This window comes from Marinifilum breve, from assembly GCF_003202155.1.
GTDB lineage: Bacteria > Bacteroidota > Bacteroidia > Bacteroidales > Marinifilaceae > Marinifilum > Marinifilum breve.
The window spans coordinates 73,376-100,063 of sequence record NZ_QFLI01000003.1; the positions used below are offsets into that span (position 1 = coordinate 73,376).

Sequence of the window (26,688 nt, forward strand, 5' to 3'; positions counted from 1 at the left end):
TTTATCATTCTTTTTTGGATGCTAGACTAAAGATCAGTGTAGTTAATTCTTTATGTCTAGACTCTGATTTTTCATCAATCTTATCGATTCTTTTAAGCAATTCAGCTCTTAATTTATCTGTATCACTTTCAACCTTTTCTATCCTTTTGTCCATAGCTTCAAACTTTTCTTTGTTTTGTTCCTTCTCTCTCTTTAAAGGTTTTATTACAATCCAATTATAAAAGGTTATTACGCCTACAATAATTGAACCTATTGCTGCTATCATTGCCCAATTCATTCATATCTCTTTGTTTTTTATAAGAAGAGAAGACTTTTTGAAAATCCTCTCTAATATTTTTAATCACCATATTTTTTTCTAGTAATTTTTGGTTTGTTCATATCTACCATTGATATTTCATAAATCCCTTCTTTCAATTTAACTACCCCTATATGATCGCCTTTCTCAATTGTAATATTGTGATAGGCTGTTATACTAGCCTTTTCACTTTCCAACCTCTTCGCTTCATTATATATAGCTGTGAGCTTATTGATTTTCTCTTCATCTGTCACATAATCAAACCAGGCAATTCTATAGGTATTTTTGGGATTAATATACTCTATCCTACCTCTTAATGAGATAGTCTCAAATTCATATTCCTTATCTTCTATTTCCGTAGTGGTTTTATCATACACATGCCTAGAACCAATTTTGTAGGCAGGGTTCTTAATTGTGGTTATACCTAGTTTAGCATTGCCAATCATATAATAAACGTGAGTTTTAGCCTTTTGAATAAAAATCAATTCCATCTTCATTTGTTTTAGAATGAATTGTAAATTTAAGGATATGAAAATCATTTTTAAATATTGGATAGACTTAATCAAACTATTCCATCCGAATTTAAATGAAGAGAATAAAGAAGATATTATAATAGGATCTTCCATCATCATCTTCTTCATTGCTCTATTATCTTGTCTGTTTCTATTTGATATTCAATTAAGTTGATTTTACCAGTTATTATTAGCAGATGATGTAACTATCCATCCATTAGAATGGCTGCCATTATACAAGCTTCGATTAATCCAAACTAAAGAAACTGTACATCCTCCACCAAGACCCCACCAATTAGATTCACCACCATCAAGGATATTTTTAATGAAATATTCCTCATTATCATTTACATTCACTAGAATACATATTTGACCATTTTTAGTTCCATCTTTTAGGGTGTAATGTCTTCTACCTGCTCCACTTGAACCTAGCGTAAACAATGAATATAAATTAGTATCGATTGTTGTTGTTGAAGATGTATTCCCTGAGTAATGACCATGATTCAAACTAAGTTTCTTTTTTACATCTATATTTCCAATTACTTCAACATCATTATCAACTGTTAACTTACCAATAACTTTAGTAGCTGAATTGATTTGTGTATTGTCAGAATCAACTATAAAATCATTACCTGCGCTTACCTTAATATTATATCCGTTATTAGCCTCAATTTCAATTCCTTTATTAGTGCTTCCTGAATAGTATGATCTAATAAAACCTGTCGAATAAAAACTACCTAAATCATCTGTTTTTTGGCCAAAACCAATACTACCTCCTTGACCAATTCCTGAAAGTAGATAAACACCAGATTGTGTATCAATGTGAAGATTGTGGGTAACACTGGTTAGTTTAGTACTGTGTATTTTAAAACCACCTATATTTCCTGTAGAACCTGTAATATTTCCTTTAATGATTAAATTTCCTGAAGCATCCCAAGTAATATTACCTTTTGCTAATCTTCCACTACCATTATTTTCTAAACTCCATTCCCTATTTGAATAATCACCCGATTGACAATAGATACTATTGTTTTGGCTATCAAGATATAAATTACCTTTTCTCAAATATCTATCATCAAATATCCAACCACCAATTCTACAATAAACACCACTAGTAATATTTGTATTCGCCCCTAAAGCAAAGTATTCATGACCAGATGAACTCATCATTTGTAGACCAAAATAACCCGCCCTAATACTAGAACCTGAATTCATCATTTGACCCATTACAACAGTTTGAGCTAATCCACTTTGATTAGTGGCAACACTAAAACCTTTTAACTTTTGACTTCCATTATAGAATGAACCGCTTCCTGTGTTTTCAAGGCTCATAGTTATATGACCTACATAACCGTTATCTTTCCAAACACCAGCTCCTTTTTTTGTAAATTGGTTTTCGGTAAAAGTCCAACCTGCTATACGCTTTACAGATGAGTCAATTCTAAAATATTCTTTCTTATTACTTCCTTCATCCCCAAAAGAGATACCATAATCACCTGTATAACTAGATGTTGACACATCCCAAGTTTGACCAACATAGCCCCATTGAGTACCTTTTCTAAATTTCAGATTCAACCTACTAGAATCCAATGTCAGATATCCACTTGAATCTCCTTTGTAGAGTGTAGTATTTGTAAATGTCCAACCTGATATTTGATTTAAAGAACCTAGTTGAAATACTGTACTGCCTCCACTGTTGCCGATTAAACCCCAACCACTAGCGGATTGATACATTCTTACTAAGTTGTCGTTATCTCTATATACTTGTACTCTTGGAACGTTGCCATCTGTGGCTAACTCTATTCTACCATTATTAACAGTAGGGCTAAATAGTGTATTGGTACTAATATACCAACCTGCGATTTTACCAAACTTCGCATCTATACCACCTTTTAAATAAGCGTTATCAGCATATAGACCATAACCTGTAATATTATTGAATGAACTATCTGTAATCCCTGAAAGATTACCTAATTGAATTCTGATATTGGATAATGAAATATTCTCAGAATTAACTCCGTTTAAAACACGCAAATAGCCATTTAAACCATCGGCATATAATGAACCCTGTCTAGCTGTATTCGATAAATTCCCTTGTCTAGCAAGCCTCATATAAGGCTTAGGTGTTGTTCCATTTAGAACTTTTACCTTAGCATCTCCAGATTCATTTGTGTAAGTAATTTGATAGAATCCACTTTCAAATCCTGTAGAATGATTAAAAACACCTCTTACAATATCATTTACTCTAAAACTAAGTCCATCACCTTCTTTGATGTTAAATGTTAAAACATATTCAGAACCTGAAAGAGTAACACTTTCAATAGTTTCTGAATCAGTAAACCAAAATTCATTTTTTTCAACTTGAACTTGATTCTTAATCAACTCAGGTGTGCGCAAGAATTTTCGAAGCTCTATAGAATCCATCGTAGCAGCTCCACTTGATTCTATCCGCCAACCTGTACCAAGAAAGCCTGAAACATAAGAGGTTGAACCAATAAAAGGTTTTACAAGAATACTACTTGAACCAATATCAAAATATGGTGTACCTACAGTGTTATTAGTTAAATTTCCACTTGCTACATTAGCAATGTCAGCATTATAGAATCTTATTCTTGTTCCAGAATTTCTAGCAAGAAATCCGAATGTTTCGTGTCCAGACGTATCCCAAAACAAACCACCACGCCAAGATTCTGCGTTTGGGTCACGGAAATAGTGGGCTTGGTTATGAGTAAAATATGAAGTCTTAGTAGTTAATCTCTCGCTAATATTGTGATTACCTGTAATTGATACACCATCCAAAGAAACTTTAACTACATTAGTGGTATTTCTTCTTAGATATATATCACCTATATCATTACAAAGTGATAAGCTATTATCGCTTGACGAACCATAACCAACATAACCTAAATCATTGTTATTAGAATCTTCCCAACGTAAATAGGACGAAAAAGAGTTACTTGACTTATCAACAGTACCCTTTAATACCAAAGCCTCTCCACTTGTCGAAATAATACTTTTCCCTGAAACATTCAGACCTCCTGAAGCAATGGTTAAACCTGTACGGAAATAGTTTCCTGATTTATCATTTTTAACTCTAAATTCTAATTGCCCTGCGTCCTCATTCCAAACACTGAATAAATTAGAGTCAGCAGCACCAAACACTACAACACCATCATCACCGATATATAAACCACCTTCATCTGCTGAATAACCATTAGTAAACCATAGGTAATTTGAATTTCTTCCTGATGTTGTATAAGGTTGAATTCCTTTAATAGGAGAAATAGAACCTCTATGAATTTGAGCATAATTAGAGCTTTCATCACCTCCTAAATGAATCTTACTATGTAAATTGACTTGTCCGTTAACCGTGATAGAATTATCAAATGTTTCAGCTATATCTGTTCGAGCATAATTAGAAGCAATTACACCTCCCAATTTCAAACTATTTGGAACTGCTGAAACTGATTTTAAGTAGTGATTAGAACCATCATAAACTAAGGCTGAACCATCAGTGGGATTATCTTGAATAGTAGCTACAACTTCTCTATTACCATCAGTTTTACCTACTACAAATCTTTTTCTAACTTCATCAAAACCAAAATCAAAATCTGTAGCTGTTCCACGATCAACTCTCCAACCTGCGAAGCCACTAGAAACACCCGAACCTACTTCACCATCATTGATAATATTCAGACTGTTTTTAATCTTGATTTGCTCTACATTGGTTTCATAAATAGAGCCATTTTGAATAATATTAGCATTTACAATTACATCATTATTGAAAGTGGTTCTTTCCCTAAAAGTATTTTCAAATTCTAGTTTGGCGTATTTGTAATCATTGGAAGTATTGGAAGAACCAGAGGAAGAAGTGTAAGGTGATACAAAAGTATCATTAGGTTGTGTTTTCTCATCTCGAAAGAATGTTTTTATGCTGTAAGTTTTTATACTTGACATGTTTCATAAGCATTGTTTTTTTATGACATAGTTATTCTGTAACTACATCTGTTAATATTTCAACTAACTGTAAATTAGCTGTACAATCACCCAAATCATATTCATATTTGAATGCTATAAAATCTTTATTGTGGTATAGGTGATTTGGTGCTACCGTGGTATCTCTAAACAAAGCACCATATTTCAAGTCCTTAACTCTTACTTTAGCGACCATCCTCAGAATAGTTCTTTGTCGAATAGTTAGGATAGATTGTAATAATCTAGCAGCTAAAGCATTATTTTTATCGGCTCTATTTTCAAGCTCTCCATATACTCTAAAATCAGTGATTGGTTGATATTCACTACCATTTTTCCAATACAAAGCACTCAAATAAAGATCTTTTACAGTGGTCGGTGTTCCTATATTTAATTCCTTGGCAGTTCCTTCTTTTCTTACCGGATAAACTACACTCGAATTATAATCATTGATACCACCTATATAATCTTGAACTGTATCTACACTTCCATCTTGAATATTCACATATACATTGTCTAGATAGTATCCTTTTACAGGGATTTCTGCTTTAGCATCTGAGCAGTTTAAACTAGAACCTATTGAGTAAAATTTAATCTCAACTTTATTCCCTCCATCAGGTTGTGTATTTACAGGATATCCATTATCAATTAAATCTTTCACTGCTGATTCAAATTCAACCGTACCATAACAAGGGGCGTGTTTAGAACTTCCTGTAGGACTTTCTTTAAAATTTAGTCTTATTCCTGTTTGAATTTCATTATCAACCTGATCCACGGAAGAATAATAGAAGTATTTCGCATTCTCTAATATTTTCCCTAAAGCCTTACCATTTAATAAAATTTCTACACCAATAAATGTTCCTGTATATTGATAGTAATATTTTATAGCTTCATTTATCTCTTCTAAGGCATATGAGAACCCAAACTTGAAAACAAATTCATTTTCCATTTTCAAAGGAGAAGTGAAAGTAGTTGATAGGGTTCCACCTTGATCATTATACAGGTTTCTAGTACCTGACATATTTATACAATTATCAGATATCAAATCACCTGGCTCTGTACCCTGATATTTAAACTTATCTTGATAATATGAGAAATCAGGATTATTAACTAATCTAATATCGTGCTGATCATTATATCTTGATGTTGGTTGGGCAATAGTCCAACCTTCAGTACCCTGATCAAAATCTCCGTTTGTAGTCCAATTAGGTCTAGGAATCCACTTTTGAGAAATCATTTGTTTCTCTATTCCTCTTTCGGTTTCGTGGGTCGCATAACCATCGATGTAATAACAATTAGATATATCAATTTCAATCAAATCCTGAGATATCAATACTCCTGTAGGCAGGTATTTCTTTGATAATGAACTATACTTAAATTCATAATATCTAACATTGGTATTGGTAAAATCTTCCTGATACCTTTTTATATCAGCATACCTTTGTATTTTCCAAACTTTACCATCTTGAAATAACCTACAACCATATCCTGAAATAATATCTTTTAAGATGTCAAGATTACTAGCCATTCCATCTTGCCTTTGATACACTTGTGGTTCCAAATAAGTATTATAGAATGAACCCTTTTTACCTGAATTATTCACTTCTTGTAAAGGATATAATTCGGATAGAATATGAATATCTAACTTCTCAGGTGTTTTGATATCATTGATTACTTCCGTAATAAGTTCGAATAATGTAATCTTTTCAAAATCTTTCCATATTCCACTACTACTTCCATCAGTTAATCCTGTGCTACCACGTTTCACATACTTTAATTCCGATAAACCACAACCTGCTGTAAGCTTAATAATCTTAGGGTATTTATCTGATTTCTCTTCTTCATATAGTGTACTGGTAATAACACCATAAAACACTACTTCATCATTAGTTTCATTAGTAATTTCACATACAAACCTTTTTCTTTTATTGTACTTATCCAACACTTCAGTATCGAATAAGTGTAAGTATTGAAAAGCTGTAAATGATTGTAATTCTATTTCTGCTACAGTTGGAATGATATCCCCAAAAAGTTCTTCCTGAGCATTCTTAAATATCTTTACTGTATTACTACCAAACTTTAAAGGTTGAGCAGGTGAATAAGTATCACCTGTTTTCCCTATTTCTTTAATATCAACTCTTATTCTTTGATTTAATCTATTATAAAATGTTCCTGAATGATGTATTAAAGCCATTCATAGTATCATTATTTTTTATATCATTTTAAGTAGGTCGTTTTTCTTCAGCACTGCTGCCAAATCTCTTCCTTCTACTTTAAATTTAATTTCACCATTTCCATTACCTCCTTTTGAAGAAGTCATAGCACCTGACCTATTAAAGTAATAAGCTGTATCTACCACTGTAGGTTTATAATCTGTCTTTTCCTTATCTTCTTTTTTACCACCAAACAAAGAACCAAACAAACCTAATCCTGATGATATAATTCCACCCCAACCTGCTATATCTCCTACTAAATTTGCTGTATCATCTGACATTTTACCCATATCTACTAGTGAATCTCTAACAGTTAATAATGAGTTTGAGAAAGCACCAGATGCTACACTAGCAACATCATAAAAACTAGCTGAACTATCAGCTAAAACTGAATTAAGATTTTGAATATTCGATGTGAGATTACCAATGTTATTAGCGGTATCAAATTTGAAATCTTCACTATCCATATAAGCATTGATATCCCTCTGATAATTTTGAGTGTATTTCTTCTGCTGTTCAAGTCCGTTCAATTGCTTATAATAGAAAGGTTGTTGGTTGTTAATAAACTCTTCCTTATCCTTTCCAGATAAACCTTTTAAGGTATCATTATATTCTTTGAGAATCTTAGCTTGCCTTTTGTTTAAGCTTTCAATATAATTCGATACTCTCTTGTTATTGAATGTTCCAACATTATTAAACATCGTATTGTATAATTGCCCCTCATCTGATTGAGAATATGAACCATAGTCATTTCCTTTTCCCCTAATGACAGATAATAAATCACCTTTAAGTTTAACCTTATTATTTAAATCAATTGGTTTGAATTCTATAGATTTTGCTTTATTCTCAATTACAGAGAAGGTAGCCTTTATATTACCCTCTTTGAATTCGTTGTTATTGGAAATAAGATTTTGCTTCAAATCATCTAAAAATGATTTCATATCAGTTTCTTGATTCTTATCTAAATTCCCATCATTTATAGCTTTACTAGCATTGTTAAAGAATTCCTGATAAGCCTCTTTTCTTAGAATATTAGCATCTAAATCGTTCAAACCATTACCTGAAATATGATTCTTTCCTAATCCTTGTCTGTAGTTAATATATCCTATACTTTGCGCTAATTCCTCTCTTAATGATTTTGCTGAAGATCCACTACCCGATCCACCATTTTTAGCTGATACATCTGTACCTGAATCAATACCATATACTTTTAAAACCTGTTTTACCTGATAATCCTGTTCCGTAACTAAATCACTTAATTCATCAGATAACTTTTGAATCGGTTCAGTGTAATACAGTTTTTCGTAATTCTTTCCGGTTTGAGTATTGAAGAATTCAGGCTTAGCTTTCTTTTCTGCTGCTAACTTATTTTGAAGATATTCTATATGCTCTTTTTTCTTTCCAATCCCTTCACTATTATCTTCATATACTTTTGACAAAGCAGATGTAGCAGCTTGATATTTTGCTTTCTTCTCAATAGCTTTTATTTGCTTCTCAATCAGTTCTAAAGTATTCTGATTTTGCTTATACTCTTCACCTGCCAATTCCGCTACTTTCTTAGCAACTTCAGTTTTCTTATCAGGAATAGTAGTAGATTGATATAATCCCAGTAATAGTTTTAATTCAGCTATCTCTTCTAAAGTGCTTTTCTTTTGCTCTTTTAAGGCTTTGGTATATTCATTAGCTGCTTTATTATTCTTCTGATAATTCTGATATAATTTATACATACCATAAGCTAAAGCAGCACCAACAGCTACCACACCAAGAATAGCAGCCTTATTTAATACTTTAGCTGAAGTATTAGCTTCTGTTGCTGTAGTGTTTGTTTCAGTAGCTACACTGCTAGCTTCTATAGCAGTAGTACTAGTTTCAGTTATAGCTGTAGCTTGTCCTGTGATAGTATTTAAAAGCTTCTTATTAGATTGCCACATTTCAATACCACCTGCTACTCCAACACTAACCTTTTCAAGTGTTTCAGCAGTTTTAATAAATTCCTCCAGGTTAGTTCCTGCGAAAGCAGCACCAAGAGTTCCAATTCCAACTGTCATATCAGATATACCACCTGTGACACTCTTTAATTCACTAGCTTTTTGTTCTGCGTCTAACCCTTCAAAATCGAGTTCCATATCCCGAATCTGTCCATTAACAGAAGCTAATTCTCTTGCTAATCTTTTGTATTCTTCTGTACCCTTTCCTGTATTTTCAAATTCCTCTAGTAGTTGCTTTTGTCTATACTCTAAAGCTTTCATACTACCTTCTACAAGTTGAACTGAATCATCAGCTTCATTCATTCCATTTCGGAAATCATTTGTCATTTCCTTAATTCTGGAATTAACGGTGGAAATCTGATTAGCTAGTGTTTTATATTCGGTGGTTCCCTGTTTAGTTTTATAGAATTCAGATATCAACTTGCTTTGAGTTGATTTTAATCTACCTAAACTATCTTCATATATTTTAATCTCTTTCTTACCTTCTTTTAAGCCATTCTTAAAATCCTTGGCATCGGCGGTAAGTTTTGTAGATATTGTAAATTCATTGTTGTTAGCCATTTAATTATTAGTTCCATTTTTCATCAAGTTCAAGTAATCTCTCCCTTGTATTATTTGACAAATCCACCTTATCTTGATGTTCTTGGATACTATCAAATGGCAGTTTCAAAAGGTCTGTTTCTTTGATATGTTGGCCTACCATTCCATTAAAATTTATAATAGCTGTAGCCAACCATCTATACTTTTCCCATTGCTTACTTTCCTTATAAAAATATCGTTGGTGGAGTTTGTAAAATTCTTTTGGTCTGAGATGATAGAATTCATCTTTATTCATACCAAAATCAATAACGGCTATACACATACATTCAGAAATGCTTATGTGTTTTTTTTTAATTCTTCACCATTATTTTCTTCATCTGATGGTTCTGGAAGTTCTTCATTCAAAAATTCCTTATAGAGTGCTTTTATTAGTTTGGTTCCATAATCAATATCTAAAGAACATTCTCTATAATATTCCATCAATTCTAAATCAAACATTTCTCTCTTTTCAATACAAGCAGCTTGAATACTACAATACATCATATCCATCAAATTGATGTATGAGTTAATTTTCATCTGAGTATTTCCATTAGAATCTAAACCTTTCTTCTCACAATCTAATTCCTCATCATATTGTGGATTTTCTTTGAACATTTCGAACTCTTCACCTTTAGCATCTTGATAGTATGCCAAAGCAAGAAATGAAGATTTGAAGTCATATATTTTACCATTAATATCAATATTATTGTAAATCATTTTAATATCTTATTTTTTCAAAAAAAGGGTGTATTGTATTACACCCTTTCCTATATTTTAAGCACCTGCTTTAGGATCTACTAATTCTAATTTTCCGTTTCCTTGAAACTCTATAGAATAACTTCTTGAATCCCCTCTTTGACCATCTTCGTCATAGTTAACTATCAAAGCATTACCTTTCATATAACCTTCATCATCATTTGCTGTGTAATAATCAGTACCACGTAATCCCAATTTTAGCATTACATTCTCTTTGCTGATATACTGCTTAAATACAGCAAACTTATCTATAGTAGTAGTTGATGTACCATATCCTACTGTTCCAGATAATGAAACAGACCACGATAAAATATCACCTACAAATTCTTCCCAATCTCCACTTTCTTGACTTGCTACAGTTCTAGTAGCTAGAGTAGATTTTAAAGAATATCCTGATGCTAACATCATCGGTTTCCATGTAGTACCATCATCTTGACTTACATATAAAATAGCATCATTTCCATTTACAATTGTTTGAGACATTTATTAATTCATTCTTTTTTCTATCTGAGTTTCAATAACAAAATATTCATATACTTGATCGTAATCCTCACCATACAATGATGTAAATTCACAACCATTCGTTTCTAATGTTTCAGTTACTTTACTCAGGATTGAAACCGCTTCATCATAGCTTTGAGAAACTACATAGATACGTGCGGTAACCAACGTTTCATTTCGTTTTCTATAATCTTGATAATAAACGGGTTTTTGACCATCTTGTTGAAATACAATATAGTTCCCTGTTGTATCTTCATCAGCACAAATAGGATATATTTGATTTTTTGTTAATTCAACTAATTCAGGATTAGCTTTTAACTTTTGATTGATAAATGATGTAATATTCATTCATATTCTAGTTCTTTTTTGCTTTTTGGATGATATCAGTAATGACATTAGCATATTCTTGTGTCATTATTTTTTCTGATTCAGTAGCAGTAGTATCAATGGCTTTGGAAAAGAAAGATGTTCCATTCATATTCCCATATTTACCACGCTTTTTAGATCCATTTTCCAGAAGATGACCGTGATAACCTTTCCACCGTCCAAAAACCCTAGCACCAATCCTAATACCCTCTTTCTTTTTTAGGTTTTTAACACCAATAGATTTAGAAAGGTTACCTGTTCTTTTATTAGGTCTTAAATTCTTCCTTATCTGCTTAATCAAAGGTTTAGCAACCTTTTTAAAAACCTTAATATCTATACCCTTTTGTTGGGCAATAGTCAGTTCTTCATATATTTCATCAAATATTTTTACACCCGATAAAACAACACCCATAACATACCTAAGTTATTTTTTCTAAATCAAACACAATCTCCTGTTTTGACTTGTTTGGATTCTTGAATAGAATATTATAATCTTCACCATTAAATTCTATCCTATCCTTATCATCTATATCTTCTGAATCATCATATCTACAATACATTTTAATCTTTTGTGTGTGAACAGTCTTCATATTATCCAACATTTCAGTTCCAGAATAGATTAATATTTTACACCATATCTCCCCGATTGAATTATAACCTTTAGTCACACTTCCTGATGTAGGGGAAATTGTTTTAGTATACTTCTTTACTATTACAATATCTTCTAATTCACCTGTTGATAACATTAGACAAACTCCTTTCTGTATGGTGCTAACATATAGTAACTACCCTTACTATTCACCTCAATCTTTTTATCACTAAGATTTCCTGTATAATTCATATAATCTTCAATAAACATCAATCTTGCCTGATAAATAATAGCCTCTGCTTCAGGAAACATCTCATTTACTTCTTGAATAGTTCTTTGTGTTTCCATTTCTACCATTTTTTCAGATAGTAGAATTAACCTATTCAGCTTATTATCTAACTTACTGTTTGATATCTTTAATTCATTCTTAACATCTATTAGTTCCATATTTCCAATTTGTTTTTTTATAAAAGAGGGTGTCAAAACACCCTCATAGGAAAATATCTAAGTTGCTTAAGGCAAGATGTTAGTAATAGCTAAAACAGCTTCTTTGTGTAGAATATTCCAATCCATTTCTACTTCGAAGTGATAACGAACCTGTGAATTGCTCATTAATGTATAAGGATCGTATTCCACTGTAGTATCTTCAAAGAAGTTTACTAATACGTGTGAAAAATCACCATACAAAGCCTTATCATCTGAGATAAATGGTGAAGCTAAAACAGTAGTTCCTACATTTGTTACTGTATCACCTTCTAACAAAAATCTACCACTTCCGTTATCAAGTTTTACACCCCTCATAGTGTTATCTAACAAATAAGAAGTAACAAACTTAGAGGTACCTAAATTAACATTCTTAGAAGCCAATGTACCACGCCAACCTAAGAAAGTAGAATAATCTACACCTGCTGCTGCGTGATCTACAGCAGTACCTAATTTAAACAACCCTCCTGGATTATCATCTACTCTTGCGTCTTCTGAGAAAAGAGCAGTTTCAATTGAATTTTCTAAATAAACCTTTGCCTCTGTTAATACTTGTGCTGTAGCTCCAATAATATCTTCTCTAACAAATCTTTTACTAATTGGAATATCAAATGATATCTTTTTAGCTCTTAACGTTACCTTACGGAATGTTATTGATTTATCTGTACTAGCATCAAGTTCCCCTTTAAAACCTGCTACACCTGCGATTTTGTTTGGCACTACTTTATTAACCTCTCTTGGTTCATATGAAATCTGTACACCTAATTTATTTAGTAATTGTGCTGGGTACAAAGCACTAGCCATAGAAACACTTCCCTGTGTTACTTCTGGGTTTGCTGTGATAGATTGCGCTCTATCTTGTTTAAACATAGATACTGGAATAGATCTAGTATTAGTTTCTTTTGAATTTGGAAGAGTCCAATTAGTCATTTTTTCATTTCTGTTATTTTTTGGTTGTTCATCGATGTTTGTATCATCAAAACTTCTTGCTTTTTCTTTATTGACAGCAATTTGATTATCAATCTTATTTCCTAAATCTGTTGATTCAGTTAATAGTTCATTTCTTTCTTTTACTTCATCTTCTGTTAGTTCACGGTTTTCTTTTTCCGCTAATTCATTAAGAGCATCCATTTTAGTTATAATCTCTGCTCTCTTTTGTTTCATTTCATCAATTTTCATGTATGTTCTCTGTTCTTTTTTAGCTTCTTTGGTAGGTTCTTTTTGCTCCAATTCTTCTTTAGCAGATTCTTCTGAACGTGCTTTAGCAAAACTTTCTCCATAAGCAGGATTAACAACTATATTCACAGCTAATAATTCCAAGTAGTTAATAGTTCTTACTTGAATCCCACTTTCATCATACCCTATTGTAGTTTGGTTTTCATCTTCGAAAAATTCAAAGGAATTAGCACACAAATCACCCCTTTTTGCTTTGGCGTAGGTTGATTGGTGTTCCGGATCTTCTTTATTAAGGAATAGTCTATAGTAAAGTCCATCTTCTTTATCGAATAATTGAAGTGTTCCTGAACTTTGTCTACCTAATAGTTTATCAACATTGTGATTGTAAGTCATTGTAATATCTCTATTAATGTTTACAGACCCTTGATTGATGATTTCATAAAATCCTAAATACTTTGATTTTACACCATAAGTAATAGCTCTACCTTCTAATATCCATTCATCCTTTTCTGTTTTGGGAGTAGAAACCACACTTTCCAAGCTTCTAACTTGCTTTTCATTACTCATTTAATATGTGAGGTTCTTTTTTAATCTTCTTCAACTATCTCAGCTTCTTTAGGCTTATCTTCTTTCACTCCCTCTGATATTCTATTATCAAGTTGATTCTTAGCAATATCATCTAGTAGATTTAATGGAGTCATACCACCTACTACTAAGTGCTGATTAGCTTGTTCTGAGGTTGGAATATTTAAGTTCTTAGCAGCATTAGCAGGTGTAGAAATCCCACACATTATAGCCTTATACCAATATTCCATTCTAGACTTCATATCACCAAGAATATTAGCAGTTCTATCAAACTCCACCACATATACACCTTTGTCTTTTTGAGTGAATAGTTTTCTGTTTAACTCTTGTTCAATCTTATCAAATCTTGGTTCTAAGCTTTCTGAAGTAAAAGCTAATTGAGCTGCTTCTAAAGTGTTATATGATATTTTCCCTGCGTTTATTTTCTGAGGAATAACACCATAATACCTTGCTACATTCAAATCATTATAGGCTCTTGTTTCAAGTAATTGACTGTTCTTTGGATCAACTGAAATAGGTTTAACATCCATAGCTTCTGATTGAGTAAATATTAAACCACCTCCACCTCCTGACAAAGCATTGGCAATACTTGATTTAGTATCATTTATTCGATTTTCAGTAGATCTACCTTTGATGTTTACAACTGCTGAGAAATTAGCACCGTTTTTGAAAAAATTCTTAGCTGTATTTTCACTGTGATTAGCTATTTCAAATGTATCAGCAGCATAACCACTTAAAGGTGTACCCTCATACCCATTTGTTGTATTTTCCCAAATATGAATCATATCTGGACTCTCAATAATTCCTATTCCTGATACATCATATTCGACATCTGATGGTATAAATTGATTGTTCGGAATTACTCTAACATAGTGATTCCTTACAGGCACAATCTCTTCTAATTGTCCATAATTATCTTTCTTCAACAATAGATATCCATTACCATTTCCTGTTAATGAATTCCATACCAATTGACGAAAGATTTCATTTCTTGAATGTAGATTATTTGGATTGTCTAACACCTTTTGAACCCTATGCTCAGGACACAATTCTTTACCATTTTCAGTAATCTTATAGACCTTAATAGGACAAGTGCTAATTCCATTTGCTATAGCTTGAATACAAGCAAAAGCAGCAGGTAAATTAGTGTTATCACCACCCCCTAAAATAGATTCAAAACCTGATAAAGTTGAAAAACTTGTTCCTTGTGAAGTAGGTTCACTTCTTATTTCTTGGTAAGAGCTTTGTTCATTTGAATAACTGACATTTATAAATTTCATTATTCATATTCTGTTCTTTTTTATGTGCTTCTTATTTTAATAGGCAAACACTGTAATGTTATCACTAACATCTCCTACATATCCATTTTCTAGATCGTGTAAATAACCACTTAAGGCTTGAACCATAGTGATTACCATATCTATTTTATATTTATCGTTCTTTCTCATTGGCTTTACATTGCCATTGTGATCTGACCTTAAATCAACATTCTTAAAACAATATCGAGTCAATGGATTATCCTCAATTAATACATTGTGAGTAGGATCGATAATTATCCTTTCTAATTCCTTTGTTGGTTTGGAAAAATGACCAAATCCTTGACCGTGTTTCACACAATGGAAACCCATATTATTTAGGTTGGGAGTAATACCTCCAGAGTTTGAAAAGTCATAAAGAACTGCCATTACTTCTAAATTGTAATTATTCTTCATCCTTTCAATATCAGTAGCTACATAGTTATAATCAACGGTACTACTAGGAGTTAACTTGAGATATCCAGCATCAGCAAATGTTTTAAACATCTGATAGTTATATACATTCTCAAAACCTACTCTAGGTAAATAAGCATCAGTTTTAAAGGCATATTGACCATCTTTATAAAATAAATAACTTACTGCTGTTAAATCTGATACACTAGATAAATCTAATCCTATCCAACATTGACAACCACGATAATCTTCTAAATCAAAATCCTTACTTGATCTTTCTTTTACCTTCTTTGCTTGAATCCAAGTATTACTATTCTCCACAAAGATGTTTAATAACTTGGTTTTAAATTCAGGTTGTTCACTAGCTAATTTTAGACAGTTAGCCAACTGTTTTTCATACATATTCCTAACCCTTCTTTCGTGTATATATAAAGGGTGTACTTTCTCAACTGCTCTATTCTCAATACACTTATCCCAACTCTCTTTATCTTCATCATCTAAATCATAGATCAATGCGAATTTAGATTTGGGTAGTGTTTTATTTCTTAATTCTTCTTTGTAGCTATCATACATTTCTTTTAACAGACCATCCATAATATCACCTGCTGTAGAAATATAGATACCCAATGGATTTTCACGCTTACCTGCTGTAAATTCCAAAGCTGTTTTAAGTTTAGAATCCTTAGCAGCCCATACTTCATCATAGATAAAACAAGATGGATTCTTACCATCATTCCTTTTCTTATCAGCCGAAATACAGAACATTTGACCATCTGTATTTTTAAACTTCAATACTCCTTGATGGTTGTATTCTGATTCAGGAATCTTCCAGGCATTTCTACATTTAGCTACAGAATATTTACACATATCCTTAGCCTGCTTAAATACTTCACCTGCTTGTTCCTTTGAATTGGCTGCTATATTCACAACAGCCTTTTCTTTATCGGTTCGATCAGGAAACATTATAGCAATGATTCCAAGAATAGCAGCAATAAAGGATTTACCACCACCTCTTGTCATTAGTATAAATGCTTCTGTGACTACTCTATAGTTATCTAGTTTATAGAACCATCCGTGAATACCTGCTACAATAAAAGCTTGGAAAGGATAAAGTATAATCTTCTTATTATCTACAGTCCTATAATTGTCTTCAACAGCATTTAATATTCTCTGAACCCATTTAGTATCGAAATAGATATCTTCATCGTTTGATAGCTCAACGAAATTATCTACCATATCCTTTAAGGATGAAGAAGCTAGAATAGAACCATCGAGAATTCCGAGAATATATTTATCTACTCTCTCAATTCCGACTTGCTTATACTTCATTAATATTCTAACTTATTTTCTTCTACATCACAATTCGTTTTAAGCTCCTTCTTACTCTTTGGGGTAAGCATCAATTGAACAGCATAGGTGAGATATAAAGATTGAAGTGATTTAATTTCAACTACAAATGGATGCTTTCTAATAGCTGCTGTTTTAGAATCTAAATAAGTGGCTCCTTCATCTTTTATAGTCTGTCTCATATCCATTATGGATTGATAAACTATAGCCATCTGTTCACATATGATAGTATCATTATTGGTAAACTCTCTATCATATTTAATAAGCTTTCGAATAGTTTTATAGTGAGATAAAGCAGTTTTATTATCTGAGTCCTTAAGAGATTCAGGTAATAATTCTTTTAGCTCTTTGGCCATATCTACTACATTATTTTTTTGGTAGGTTGATAGATGCTATAATATAATCCAATAGTCTATCCTTATAATATAAGTTCACCTCATACTTCTTATTCGGCTTTCTTATACTCTTCTTCTTAATCACATATGATTTATCAATTACTCCAATCCCTTTCATATTAGCTCTCATCACTAACTTAATATGTGATTTATGAATTGCTTGATCGTGTCCATATTCGTATTTAATATTGGATATTAAACCTCCATTAGTAACATCATCCAACAAATCAACATAGGGAATCTTTATTCTATCTTCACCCTGAATAATTACTACATATTCAAATGCTTCTACAATATCTTCTATTGCTTCATCATCTTCATTGTAGAACTCTAAAAACGTTTCCTTTTTATTGGTGAATGATAAATATCTTTGGATACAGGCAATTGATATCTTTTTATCATGTGTTTGTATCATTTAAGTTCATAATTCTTTTTTCTTTCACCCTTATAACTCACTTATTTACAAAGAATTACAAAAGTCTCCCCACCTCTCTAAAATACTGATTATCAAGGGAAACCACCGCAGGGAGTCACTTGTTTATGCGTAATATTTTTTTCAGAATTTCAGCACACACTTATTTCTAAATTTTTTCGGTAAACCTCTAATAGATATTCATTGAAATTAGAATCAACTTCTTCCAAAACTTCAAGCAAGAGTTCAAAATCTTCTAATTCCATATTCATAAATTTGTGTACTTCAATATGGCAGGCTTCACATAGACTACTTAAATTGTCATAGTCAAAAGCATATTCTAATGCTTTATCATAGTCCAAATCAATAAACTGAGCAAAGGGTATAATATGGTGTATGTGTTCTGTGTATTTCCTTTTACAACATTCACATACAGGATTATCAGAATATTTTAAAGCTCTTAAATCTTTCCATCTTCTATCCTGATAAATTTTCTGATGAGCTTCTTTAGCTCTTAACATCTTTTCTAGCGTGTTTAATTTGCTGTTTCAGTAATTCTAAAACCGAAGAATAACCAGTTAAAGAATACACTAATCCTGTTCCTATTAAAACCGCTAACAATGCCGAAATAGTTAATGTAGTTGCTGTTATTCCAAAACAAACCAGAATAAATGGAATGGCAAATACAACAACACCATTAAACGCTAATTCGAATAATTGTAGTAATAAGTTAAGAGTAAATATTACTGCTATTTTTAGTTCTTTCATCTTCTATTTTTATTCAATTTTATGAGGTTTTTAATCAGAATAAAAGCACTTTTTAGTATCATTTTCTGTCCTTTTTCAACTTTTTCAGACCATTTTGATCATAGAAGAAATTAGTGTGTACTTTCTACAATCACCTGAAATTTGAAATCACATTTTATGATATGGGCACACACTTAAACGCATCTCTTCTTTTTTCTTTTTCTGAGTTAAGACCCTCTACTTATATAAGAGTGAAAAAGCAATTTTGGGGAAGATTTTAGGAAGTATTTTTAAAGTATTTTAGATGAGATATCATTGAATCGATAACAACAGGAAGAAAGTATACAACAAGCAGTATTTATTGATGTGAACAAACAAAAACCACCCTTATCTTGGGGGAAATTTTTATTTCAGCAAGGGAACAATAAATACCCTAATTTCAAGTCCATTTTTTTACCACATATAATGATATAACAATATAGAAACAATTACACATTAATATTATAATAAATATATTTTTTCCTTTTTTCATCCACTGGTTCACTGCTTCCACTGCTTCCACTGCTTTTTCACATCTATATTTTTAGGGGAAAATTCTTTAAGTTTTTTTCATCCATTCACATCAATATCAACTCAATTCAGTTGCTGAAAAATGACTTTTTAGAAAAAACAATGCCTTTCATTTTTACTATATAGTTAAGAATGATCTACCAATTTTCAAGAAAGAATTAAGAGGTAGAATATTCACATATAGATGTTTTAAAAATAGATCTCAGCAGGGAGTAATTAACCCTGCTTCTATTACCCTAAAACATCAACTCAATAAAAATAAAACACTATATGATGGAAAAGAATTATTTATACTTCTCAGAGTTAGAAGAATTGGTAGATATCAATAAGAAATCCTTTAATTATAAGGAAACTAATCTAAAAGTAGAAAAGCTTATAAAGCTAAACCACTCTATTATTTACACCTATTTAAACAATGAAACCAAAACACACAAAGAATACATTGAAATAGGATCAGAAAAACTAAAATCTATTACCGATAGAACAAACTACACTAAATACATTGAATTTTTAGAAAGCTTTAGAATCATATCAAGAAATCATCACTACTTCACAGGATATTCTAATGGTGAATATGTAGGCAATGAATTTTCAAAACAGATGCTTATCCTGGATTCTTTAAAAGATTGTAGAAATGATATTAAAAGCAAACAATATAAAACCAAGGAAGAAAACACAATTAAAAAAAACATGAACTGTATAGTAAAGGATAAAGAACTAATCAAACACCTTAAAAGAGACTTAAAAAGCCTTAAAGTTATCTCGATGAATAATGATATTAAATGTCAATATAAGAAGTTCCTGAATGACAATATTAACCTAGGACAAATCCAAAATCAAGATTTTAGATTCTCATTTATTGGACACAGATTATATACCAATGTTTCTAATATATCCAAAGAAGCTAGAAAACTATTGTCATTTGATGGTAAGACACCACTAATTGAATTTGATGTAAAATCGTGTCACTTATTGATGCTATTAAAGTTCTTAAAGGTTTATAAAGTTGATCAGCTTTATCACCAAGAATATTCATTAATGAAAGAAGTAATAACATCTCCCGAACAAGATATTTACAATTACATTTCAGACAATGATTATGAAAAAAGACCATATTGGAAAGAGAAAACATTACAGTTCCTAAATTCTGAAGGAGAAAACAAGGGAACCAACAAACGATTTTTCGATAAGTTTCCATTGATAGCTGAATGGATAAGAATATGGAAACAACAGTTTAAAGATTCAGAAGGAAATGTAAAGAAAGATATCCTATTCAATATCCTTACTGAATATGAATCAGACCTTATTATTAATAATATCACGACTAAAGTATATAAGAGAATAAGAGCTATAAAAATCATCACTCTACACGATGCTATTTATGTAGGAAAGAAATCAGGCTTAAAAGATGAAGACAAAGAGATGGTATATAGAATCTGGAATGAAAACATCCAAGATTTCATTTACAAATTGTAGAAATAAAAACTCAATCACCGGACTAAAAAAAAGCATATATTTATTTGTTAAATAACATCATAAAATAACCAAATACTTTTATTAAGTTTGAAAGATTCTGAATTACTTATATTAATTTTAATTTAGAACCATATCAATTGCCTAATTAATATAAAAATCTATGATGAAGAAACACACCGCCCAAATCACAACTAAAAGTATTGAACAAAGTGGTTTACCTTCTGATTTCAAAAAAGCTATTGCTGAGTATATCTGGAATGGTTTTGATGCTAAAGCAACAAATATTGAGTTAAAATATGACGCAAACGAATTAGGATATTTAAATTCATTTTCAATCACTGATGATGGGAATGGTATAAATTTGGAATCAATTGACGAAACATTTGGTCACTTCATGGATTCTAAAAAATCAACCACATTTGAACACGATGGATTTGTAAAAGGAAAAAAAGGGAAAGGAAGATATTCTTTTGCTAACTTTTGTGATGAAGCTATTTGGCATACTACAAGCAAAGAAAATAATTCAGAGTACATTCAATATGAAATTATAATTAAAAAAGAAACACTTGAAGATTTTCATACATCACAATCTAGAATTGCCCCTGTTAAAAAAACAGGTACAACAGTTAGTTTTAAGTCATTTCATTCCTTAACAAGTGATCTATTAGAAAGTGATATATTTTTAGATTTTCTAGCAAGTGAATTTGGTTGGTTTTTATTTCTAAATAAAGAATCAAATTATAAAATAAAAATCAATAATAAAGAACTCGATTATTGGAGTATTATTGGAGATTTTAAGGAGTTTGATAATACATTTAATGACCACAGCTTCAGAATTAGCTTTATTAGATGGAAAAAAAAGATTGGAGATAAATACTATAATTACTTCTTAAATCAAGATAAAAAGGAGGTTGAAAGAAAACACACTTCATTCAACAATAAAGCAATTGACTTTCACCACTCGGTATATATTGTTTCAGATTATTTTGAAAATTTCGCATTTACACAAACAGATAATCCTACACTAGGGTTAGAAAAAAAGAATCAAAGTGATGATACGTTTAAGCAACTTAATATCTTCTTAAAGTTACTAATAAACGAAGCAGAAAAATCATTCATAAGAGAAGAGCAAGCTGATAAATTAATTGAAGATTATAACTCCAAAAATATATTTCCTCCTTTTAAGAACAATACCTACGAGCAAATAAGGAAGAAAGATTTAGAAAATGTAGTTAAGGAAATTTATTGTACTCACCCTGTGATATTCCAAAAATTAAGGAAGCCTCAAAGTAAAACTTTAGTCGGATTCTTGAATTTATTGCTTGACACTGAACAACGGGAAAATATACTAGACATATTGGAAAATATTATAGAATTATCCGACGAAGAAAGAGTTAATTTATCTAATGCTTTAAAGAAAACAAAATTAACAAGTATCACCGCTTTAGTTCAGCTATTACAAAATAGATTTGAGGTAGTTAATGTTTTAAAAAAGTTAGTCTTTGAATTAGAAAAATTCACTAATGAACGTGACCATATCCAAAAGGTCATAGAAAATAACTATTGGCTTTTTGGCGAACAATATCATATTGTTTCAGCAGACCAGAATTTCGAAACGGCTTTAAATAACTATTTGGATTTTACTGAAACCGATAAAAAACACAAAGAAAAGCTTACATCAAAAAATAGGTTAAAACGACCTGATATATTTATAGCAAGACAAATCGAAGTTCCAGATTCTTCTAGTGATGAACTTACGATAGAAGAAAATATAATTGTTGAATTAAAAAGACCTAGTGTTGTAATTGGCAAAAAACAATTTGACCAAATTGAAGATTACATTAGATTCATAATAAAAGAGCCTAAATTTAATAGTGAACTTCGCAGATGGAAATTGATTCTTATTGGAAAAGAAGTTGATGATTGGATTAAAGATAGATACGATTCTAATAAGAATAAAGGGAAACGATTTTTAATTGAAGCAGTAAAGAATTATGAAATCTTTGCTATGACATGGGATGATTTATTCAAAATATTTGACATTAGACACAAACATCTAATCAGCAAATTAGAATTTAAAAGCTCTATAATTGAAGATCTTGAAGGTAAGGGAGTTATTGCCAAATCTGATCAACCTAACGAATTGCTAAATCAATTAGATTCCACACAAACTAAAAATTAAAACCTCATAACATTAATAAAAGCCATTAGAATTAATTTTCTGATGGCTTTTTTATTTTCATTTTTTTCCAGTCGATTTCAGCAAAAATAAGTCGTTAATCATCCAAAAAACATTCAAAATAGATAAACTTCTGATTGAATTTTGAATATATAAGTAAAAGACTTTTAGCTTAAAAAAGAATCACAAACTAAATGACTAAAAATGAAATCACAGCAATAAAAGATATAATAACTAATGACTTGATGAAATATAAAGGTTTCTATTTCAACCGAAATATTAGAAGAAACTTAAAAGTAGTCGAAGAATATGTAGAAGTAATTCAAGACCATATTAAAAAACTACAACCAGAAGGATATGATAAGATATCTGAAAAAATTAAGGAATATAATGAGAAGATTGAAAAGATCATTAAACCTATTAAGGATCTAGAAGAAGAGTTCAATAAACTAAAGGAAAATGGCACTGATAAAACACTTCTAGAAGCTGATTATTCAAATAGATTTAAAGCTCTCAATGAAGAAACTAATAAGGAAATTGAACCATTAAAAATCGAGTATAAAAAAGAGATTGAAATATTCGAAGCTTACAATAAAGAAGTAGAAAAATTCCTATCTGAAGAAGCAGATGATATTGAATTCATCAAAATAAAAGAAGAGAATATACCTAGTGTAGTTTTGGAAGGGATAGGTTTTAATGCTTCTATTGTATTAGAAGAAATAATGGAAGAAAAAAAGTAATTTTTTCATAAACCTTCTTTGAACTTTTAACTACAATTTAAAATACATAACACTTTTAAAATTTTTGTTTTAGGTGAATATAGTATCTGCTGTATTCACCTTTTTTATAAAATCCTGATTAATAATTTAAACACGTAAAAAAAATGAAAACAAGACAAGATATTTACAACGAAACACCTATTGAAACTTATAATGGTAAAGAGTATAAAGTCAGAAGAAGTTACCACAGGAGAACTAATCAACTCAAAATGGAATCTTATTATGGTCTATCGAATAAGAATCTATTAGGAGCTTTAATTGTAAATGAATTTTATCCTTCAGGAGTATTAAAAAGATATGCTGAATTATATAAGAATGGCAATTTAAAACACGTAATAGATTACTCTGAAAATGGATCTATTATAGCTGATTTACTGTTCGAATCAAACGGACAACCTATAAAAAAGAATCCCACTATGATTGAAATTAACTAAGAAACAGATTAAGCAACATGAAGAAGCTTTAAAGATATTAGAGAAAGACAAACTTACATTTGATGATAAATTATTCGTCCTTGAGAATTGGCACGAAGGAGCAGAAAACAATAATGCTTTAGCAGGTGCTTTTTTCACCCCTTACGGCTTAGCAAGAGATTTCAAACTCGAAATCTATGAAGAAAACAACAGGTTAATAGATTTGTGTTCCGGTATAGGAGCCTTAAGTCTTCCCCATTATTCCTTTTGTGAATTTTATGAGATCCAACACGATATTACTTGTATCGAATTAAACCCAAATTATATTGAAGTAGGAAAGAAAATACTACCTAATGCTAAATGGATTCAAGCCTCGGCATTAGATTTAGACTTTCTTAAAACTTTAGGAAAGTTTGACCAGGCTATTAGTAATCCACCATTTGGTAAAATCAAAACAGCTCAAACTGTTGATTCAAACAAAGAACTAAAATACAAAGGAGCTGAATTCGAATTCAAATTAATGGAAGTAGGCTCAAAAATTGCCGATTATGGAACCTTTTTAATACCTCAAACATCTACCCCTTTTAAATATTCAGGTGGGCAATACTTTGAAGATTTAAGAAGAGAAGATGAAGGTTCTAGACTACCTAATAAGGTTAAGAAGTTTATTAAAGAAACAGGATTAGAATATCAATTCGGTGTAGGTGTAGATACAACCTATTATCTAGATGAATGGAAAGGTGTTAAACCAACTTGTGAAATCGTGAATTTTGATTTCAATGTATCTACTTAGAAAGAACTAAATACTGGCAGCATATATTTGTGCCGCCGAAACACATAACGCTATAATAGATATAAACGTAATATAAAACCTTAAATATATCCATTGCCTTTGACGAGAATAAATGTATTCTCTTTTTTTAGTTATATAATCAGCTTTATCAATTGGCGTTTCAAATTCTGTCCCCTTAAACGTCTCTAATTCAGAATCCACCCAAATTGAAGCAACTAAATTATGAGCTATATCAATAAATAAAGCGATAAAAGAAGAGATAAAAGAGATTAACAATGGAATACTATTAATCTCTCCTTTTTTATTGAATAATATTAAAACTAAAATACCTAAAATGTAATAATTAGATTTTCGAGCAACATCATTTCCATTATCGATCTTTTTTTCAAATGTATCTTTAAGTAAATCTACATTGCTTTTTATAATCTTCTCAGCTTCTGCTTTTTCTTCTTCAGAAATTTCTTGTGGAGTATCCATTAAAATAGTACAAAATTGGGATATAAGACTATGTTATTTAATGTGAGAAAAGTATTTTCCAATCTACTTTTTAAGAATTGCCTCGACCTAAAGAGAAATCTATTATTATCAGCAAATACATTTTCCACTTTAAAATATTCTTTCCAATTATCTGTTTTATTTGACTTTATATTTAAGCTTAATAAGTTTTTAATTCGAAAATCAAGTAATAATATTTTAACTAATTTCTTTTTATCAGAATTACCATATAACTCTTTTCTAAATGATTGAATTACATCAATGTATTTCTGAAGTATGTCATTAAAATTAATTTCTAAATATTTCTTTAATAAGTCTTCAAAAATGATTTTTCTTAATCTTAATTTTTCAAAAAACAATTTGAATTCACTTCCAAAAAAATTAAAATCAAACAAAACAAATTTATTAACCGAACTATATTTTAATTTATTAAATAAACGAAGTTTAATATTAAGAGTAACTAACTCAATTCTACATTTCAATTCATATGAAAGACTTTCTTTCATTTGATCTAATCTGCTTTTGTTTTCTTGAGTCCAGACATAATCGGTAAGAACCGTTGAATTATCTTCTGGTGGTGGCGTTGGTTGACATTTGGGACACAAATTAGTTTCTAATTCAACATTCTGGCTATCAGAATTCTGAACATTCAAATAATATGTACCACAAGTTTTACAACGCATATATCTAAGTTGGCACTATTGACCAACAAAAAACATGACAAAAATCAGACTTGTAATCTTCCAATTCAGATATTGATGGAATCAAAAGAAATGTTGATGATTGAATCGATAAGACATATAAAAAAACAACAAGTAAAAAATTGCTTAAACTATTACTAACCCGAACAGATTACAATGAAGAACAAACAATAGGACAACTATTAGTCTATTTGGATGATGATTTAATTCAAGGATTTCACACCTTAGAATTACCTTGGAAAGAAAATAAAAAGTGCGTTTCCTGTATCCCTGAAGGAGAATATAAAATAGGTCTATGGAACACACAAAAATTCCCAAACACATTTGAAATCAAAAATGTTCCGAACCGCACTAACATCCTTATTCATAAAGGAAATTTCAATACAAACACTTTAGGATGTGTTCTTTTAGGACTAGATAAAAAGGATCTAAATCAAGATGGATTATTAGATATTACAGATAGCGGTGAAGCAATGGATCATTTAAATGAATTGATTCGTGATTTAATCTCTGAAGGCGAAGATGCTTTTATTAAGATAAGGTCGAACTAAAGAAACCCAAGCACATTTTTATGAACTTAAAAGCACATAAAAAGCCTGTTAGTAGATTCCTAACAGGCTTTAATTTTCTATCCTCATATATAGAAAGTCCATCATA

Annotated in this window: 27 protein-coding genes; 6 read left to right on the forward strand and 21 right to left on the reverse strand. The window is 30.8% G+C overall.

Going from position 1 to position 26,688, the window contains the following annotated elements:
• Window positions 1-4: 4 nt before the first annotated feature.
• From DF185_RS07860 to DF185_RS07950, 19 genes are all read right to left on the reverse strand, one after another.
• A complete protein-coding gene (locus DF185_RS07860) occupies window positions 5-277 on the reverse strand; it encodes a hypothetical protein (RefSeq protein WP_110360203.1) in 273 nt (90 codons plus the stop codon).
• Between the two features lie 59 nt (window positions 278-336).
• Complete coding sequence (locus tag DF185_RS07865; protein ID WP_110360204.1) at window positions 337-936, reverse strand: hypothetical protein; 600 nt, start codon at window positions 934-936, stop codon at window positions 337-339.
• A 48-nt stretch (window positions 937-984) separates the two neighbouring features.
• Window positions 985-4,764, reverse strand: coding sequence for a hypothetical protein (locus tag DF185_RS07870; RefSeq protein ID WP_110360205.1), 3,780 nt, complete (start codon window positions 4,762-4,764; stop codon window positions 985-987).
• A gap of 31 nt (window positions 4,765-4,795) precedes the next feature.
• Window positions 4,796-6,973 carry a hypothetical protein gene (locus DF185_RS07875; protein WP_110360206.1) on the reverse strand — a complete coding sequence of 726 codons (2,178 nt, stop codon included), beginning with the start codon at window positions 6,971-6,973 and terminating at the stop codon, window positions 4,796-4,798.
• Between the two features lie 18 nt (window positions 6,974-6,991).
• Window positions 6,992-9,541, reverse strand: a complete 2,550-nt coding sequence (locus DF185_RS07880; RefSeq protein WP_110360207.1) for a hypothetical protein — start codon at window positions 9,539-9,541, stop codon at window positions 6,992-6,994.
• 7 nt (window positions 9,542-9,548) lie between these two features.
• Window positions 9,549-9,815 (reverse strand): hypothetical protein, encoded by a 267-nt coding sequence (locus DF185_RS07885; protein WP_133249996.1) that lies wholly within the window; start codon window positions 9,813-9,815, stop codon window positions 9,549-9,551.
• Between the two features lie 41 nt (window positions 9,816-9,856).
• Window positions 9,857-10,276 carry a hypothetical protein gene (locus DF185_RS07890; RefSeq protein WP_110360209.1) on the reverse strand — a complete coding sequence of 140 codons (420 nt, stop codon included), beginning with the start codon at window positions 10,274-10,276 and terminating at the stop codon, window positions 9,857-9,859.
• A gap of 57 nt (window positions 10,277-10,333) precedes the next feature.
• On the reverse strand, window positions 10,334-10,798 hold the full coding sequence (locus DF185_RS07895) for a phage tail tube protein (protein ID WP_110360210.1): 465 nt from the start codon (window positions 10,796-10,798) through the stop codon (window positions 10,334-10,336).
• A 3-nt stretch (window positions 10,799-10,801) separates the two neighbouring features.
• Window positions 10,802-11,164 carry a DUF3168 domain-containing protein gene (locus tag DF185_RS07900; protein ID WP_110360211.1) on the reverse strand — a complete coding sequence of 121 codons (363 nt, stop codon included), beginning with the start codon at window positions 11,162-11,164 and terminating at the stop codon, window positions 10,802-10,804.
• Window positions 11,165-11,171: 7 nt separating this feature from the next.
• Complete coding sequence (locus tag DF185_RS07905) at window positions 11,172-11,594, reverse strand: HK97 gp10 family phage protein (protein WP_110360212.1); 423 nt, start codon at window positions 11,592-11,594, stop codon at window positions 11,172-11,174.
• Window positions 11,595-11,601: 7 nt separating this feature from the next.
• Window positions 11,602-11,928, reverse strand: coding sequence for a phage head closure protein (locus tag DF185_RS07910; RefSeq protein ID WP_110360213.1), 327 nt, complete (start codon window positions 11,926-11,928; stop codon window positions 11,602-11,604).
• Entirely contained in the window at window positions 11,928-12,218 is a 291-nt protein-coding gene (locus DF185_RS07915; RefSeq protein WP_110360214.1) for a hypothetical protein, read from the reverse strand. Before DF185_RS07915 ends, DF185_RS07910 begins: the two co-directional genes overlap by 1 nt.
• Window positions 12,219-12,284: 66 nt before the next feature.
• Window positions 12,285-13,997: a phage major capsid protein gene (locus DF185_RS07920; RefSeq protein ID WP_110360215.1), complete on the reverse strand. Its 1,713-nt coding sequence runs from the start codon at window positions 13,995-13,997 to the stop codon at window positions 12,285-12,287.
• Between the two features lie 20 nt (window positions 13,998-14,017).
• Window positions 14,018-15,295 (reverse strand): phage portal protein, encoded by a 1,278-nt coding sequence (locus DF185_RS07925; RefSeq protein ID WP_110360216.1) that lies wholly within the window; start codon window positions 15,293-15,295, stop codon window positions 14,018-14,020.
• Window positions 15,296-15,331: 36 nt separating this feature from the next.
• A complete protein-coding gene (locus DF185_RS07930; RefSeq protein WP_110360217.1) occupies window positions 15,332-17,053 on the reverse strand; it encodes a terminase TerL endonuclease subunit in 1,722 nt (573 codons plus the stop codon).
• Window positions 17,053-17,427, reverse strand: coding sequence for a P27 family phage terminase small subunit (locus DF185_RS07935; protein WP_110360218.1), 375 nt, complete (start codon window positions 17,425-17,427; stop codon window positions 17,053-17,055). The genes DF185_RS07930 and DF185_RS07935 overlap by 1 nt, the downstream gene beginning before the upstream one ends.
• Before the next feature lie 10 nt (window positions 17,428-17,437).
• The gene (locus DF185_RS07940) at window positions 17,438-17,881 is read right to left on the reverse strand and encodes a hypothetical protein (protein WP_110360219.1); all 444 of its coding nucleotides are present in this window, start codon (window positions 17,879-17,881) and stop codon (window positions 17,438-17,440) included.
• Between the two features lie 149 nt (window positions 17,882-18,030).
• On the reverse strand, window positions 18,031-18,399 hold the full coding sequence (locus DF185_RS07945; protein WP_110360220.1) for an HNH endonuclease: 369 nt from the start codon (window positions 18,397-18,399) through the stop codon (window positions 18,031-18,033).
• On the reverse strand, window positions 18,386-18,646 hold the full coding sequence (locus DF185_RS07950; protein WP_110360221.1) for a hypothetical protein: 261 nt from the start codon (window positions 18,644-18,646) through the stop codon (window positions 18,386-18,388). Before DF185_RS07950 ends, DF185_RS07945 begins: the two co-directional genes overlap by 14 nt.
• Window positions 18,647-19,468: 822 nt before the next feature.
• On the opposite strand from DF185_RS07950, the gene DF185_RS07955 reads away from it, so the two are divergent.
• The 5 genes from DF185_RS07955 (at window position 19,469) to DF185_RS07975 (ending at window position 24,835) form a co-directional block, all read left to right on the forward strand.
• Complete coding sequence (locus DF185_RS07955; RefSeq protein ID WP_133249997.1) at window positions 19,469-20,671, forward strand: hypothetical protein; 1,203 nt, start codon at window positions 19,469-19,471, stop codon at window positions 20,669-20,671.
• Window positions 20,672-20,831: 160 nt separating this feature from the next.
• Window positions 20,832-22,853 (forward strand): ATP-binding protein, encoded by a 2,022-nt coding sequence (locus DF185_RS07960; RefSeq protein ID WP_110360223.1) that lies wholly within the window; start codon window positions 20,832-20,834, stop codon window positions 22,851-22,853.
• Between the two features lie 191 nt (window positions 22,854-23,044).
• Window positions 23,045-23,590 (forward strand): hypothetical protein, encoded by a 546-nt coding sequence (locus tag DF185_RS07965; RefSeq protein WP_110360224.1) that lies wholly within the window; start codon window positions 23,045-23,047, stop codon window positions 23,588-23,590.
• A 143-nt stretch (window positions 23,591-23,733) separates the two neighbouring features.
• Window positions 23,734-24,063 (forward strand): hypothetical protein, encoded by a 330-nt coding sequence (locus DF185_RS07970; RefSeq protein WP_110360225.1) that lies wholly within the window; start codon window positions 23,734-23,736, stop codon window positions 24,061-24,063.
• Window positions 24,050-24,835: a methyltransferase gene (locus tag DF185_RS07975; protein WP_110360226.1), complete on the forward strand. Its 786-nt coding sequence runs from the start codon at window positions 24,050-24,052 to the stop codon at window positions 24,833-24,835. Before DF185_RS07970 ends, DF185_RS07975 begins: the two co-directional genes overlap by 14 nt.
• Window positions 24,836-24,841: 6 nt before the next feature.
• Here DF185_RS07975 and DF185_RS07980 read toward each other — a convergent pair whose 3' ends face one another.
• Together DF185_RS07980 and DF185_RS07985 are read right to left on the reverse strand one after the other, a co-directional pair.
• Window positions 24,842-25,312, reverse strand: a complete 471-nt coding sequence (locus DF185_RS07980; RefSeq protein WP_110360227.1) for a hypothetical protein — start codon at window positions 25,310-25,312, stop codon at window positions 24,842-24,844.
• Entirely contained in the window at window positions 25,312-26,013 is a 702-nt protein-coding gene (locus DF185_RS07985) for a hypothetical protein (RefSeq protein WP_110360228.1), read from the reverse strand. Before DF185_RS07985 ends, DF185_RS07980 begins: the two co-directional genes overlap by 1 nt.
• Window positions 26,014-26,153: 140 nt before the next feature.
• On the opposite strand from DF185_RS07985, the gene DF185_RS07990 reads away from it, so the two are divergent.
• A complete protein-coding gene (locus DF185_RS07990; protein WP_133249998.1) occupies window positions 26,154-26,582 on the forward strand; it encodes a DUF5675 family protein in 429 nt (142 codons plus the stop codon).
• Window positions 26,583-26,688 lie beyond the last annotated feature (106 nt).

Excerpts from the sequence above, each read along its gene's own strand:
- DF185_RS07925 (WP_110360216.1), bottom strand. The coding sequence starts at position 15,295 with ATGAAATTTATAAATGTCAGTTATTCAAATGAACAAAGCTCTTACCAA.
- DF185_RS07905 (WP_110360212.1), bottom strand. The coding sequence starts at position 11,594 with ATGGGTGTTGTTTTATCGGGTGTAAAAATATTTGATGAAATATATGAA.
- DF185_RS07950 (WP_110360221.1), bottom strand. The coding sequence starts at position 18,646 with ATGAAAGAACTAAAAATAGCAGTAATATTTACTCTTAACTTATTACTA.
- DF185_RS07860 (WP_110360203.1), bottom strand. The coding sequence starts at position 277 with ATGAATTGGGCAATGATAGCAGCAATAGGTTCAATTATTGTAGGCGTA.
- DF185_RS07900 (WP_110360211.1), bottom strand. The coding sequence starts at position 11,164 with ATGAATATTACATCATTTATCAATCAAAAGTTAAAAGCTAATCCTGAA.
- DF185_RS07875 (WP_110360206.1), bottom strand. The coding sequence starts at position 6,973 with ATGGCTTTAATACATCATTCAGGAACATTTTATAATAGATTAAATCAA.
- DF185_RS07880 (WP_110360207.1), bottom strand. The coding sequence starts at position 9,541 with ATGGCTAACAACAATGAATTTACAATATCTACAAAACTTACCGCCGAT.
- DF185_RS07980 (WP_110360227.1), bottom strand. The coding sequence starts at position 25,312 with ATGGATACTCCACAAGAAATTTCTGAAGAAGAAAAAGCAGAAGCTGAG.
- DF185_RS07940 (WP_110360219.1), bottom strand. The coding sequence starts at position 17,881 with ATGATACAAACACATGATAAAAAGATATCAATTGCCTGTATCCAAAGA.
- DF185_RS07945 (WP_110360220.1), bottom strand. The coding sequence starts at position 18,399 with ATGTTAAGAGCTAAAGAAGCTCATCAGAAAATTTATCAGGATAGAAGA.
- DF185_RS07870 (WP_110360205.1), bottom strand. The coding sequence starts at position 4,764 with ATGTCAAGTATAAAAACTTACAGCATAAAAACATTCTTTCGAGATGAG.
- DF185_RS07920 (WP_110360215.1), bottom strand. The coding sequence starts at position 13,997 with ATGAGTAATGAAAAGCAAGTTAGAAGCTTGGAAAGTGTGGTTTCTACT.
- DF185_RS07960 (WP_110360223.1), top strand. The coding sequence starts at position 20,832 with ATGATGAAGAAACACACCGCCCAAATCACAACTAAAAGTATTGAACAA.
- DF185_RS07865 (WP_110360204.1), bottom strand. The coding sequence starts at position 936 with ATGAAGAAGATGATGATGGAAGATCCTATTATAATATCTTCTTTATTC.
- DF185_RS07970 (WP_110360225.1), top strand. The coding sequence starts at position 23,734 with ATGAAAACAAGACAAGATATTTACAACGAAACACCTATTGAAACTTAT.
- DF185_RS07935 (WP_110360218.1), bottom strand. The coding sequence starts at position 17,427 with ATGGCCAAAGAGCTAAAAGAATTATTACCTGAATCTCTTAAGGACTCA.
- DF185_RS07915 (WP_110360214.1), bottom strand. The coding sequence starts at position 12,218 with ATGGAACTAATAGATGTTAAGAATGAATTAAAGATATCAAACAGTAAG.
- DF185_RS07910 (WP_110360213.1), bottom strand. The coding sequence starts at position 11,928 with ATGTTATCAACAGGTGAATTAGAAGATATTGTAATAGTAAAGAAGTAT.
- DF185_RS07890 (WP_110360209.1), bottom strand. The coding sequence starts at position 10,276 with ATGATTTACAATAATATTGATATTAATGGTAAAATATATGACTTCAAA.
- DF185_RS07955 (WP_133249997.1), top strand. The coding sequence starts at position 19,469 with ATGGAAAAGAATTATTTATACTTCTCAGAGTTAGAAGAATTGGTAGAT.
- DF185_RS07985 (WP_110360228.1), bottom strand. The coding sequence starts at position 26,013 with ATGCGTTGTAAAACTTGTGGTACATATTATTTGAATGTTCAGAATTCT.
- DF185_RS07965 (WP_110360224.1), top strand. The coding sequence starts at position 23,045 with ATGACTAAAAATGAAATCACAGCAATAAAAGATATAATAACTAATGAC.
- DF185_RS07885 (WP_133249996.1), bottom strand. The coding sequence starts at position 9,815 with ATGAATAAAGATGAATTCTATCATCTCAGACCAAAAGAATTTTACAAA.
- DF185_RS07895 (WP_110360210.1), bottom strand. The coding sequence starts at position 10,798 with ATGTCTCAAACAATTGTAAATGGAAATGATGCTATTTTATATGTAAGT.
- DF185_RS07930 (WP_110360217.1), bottom strand. The coding sequence starts at position 17,053 with ATGAAGTATAAGCAAGTCGGAATTGAGAGAGTAGATAAATATATTCTC.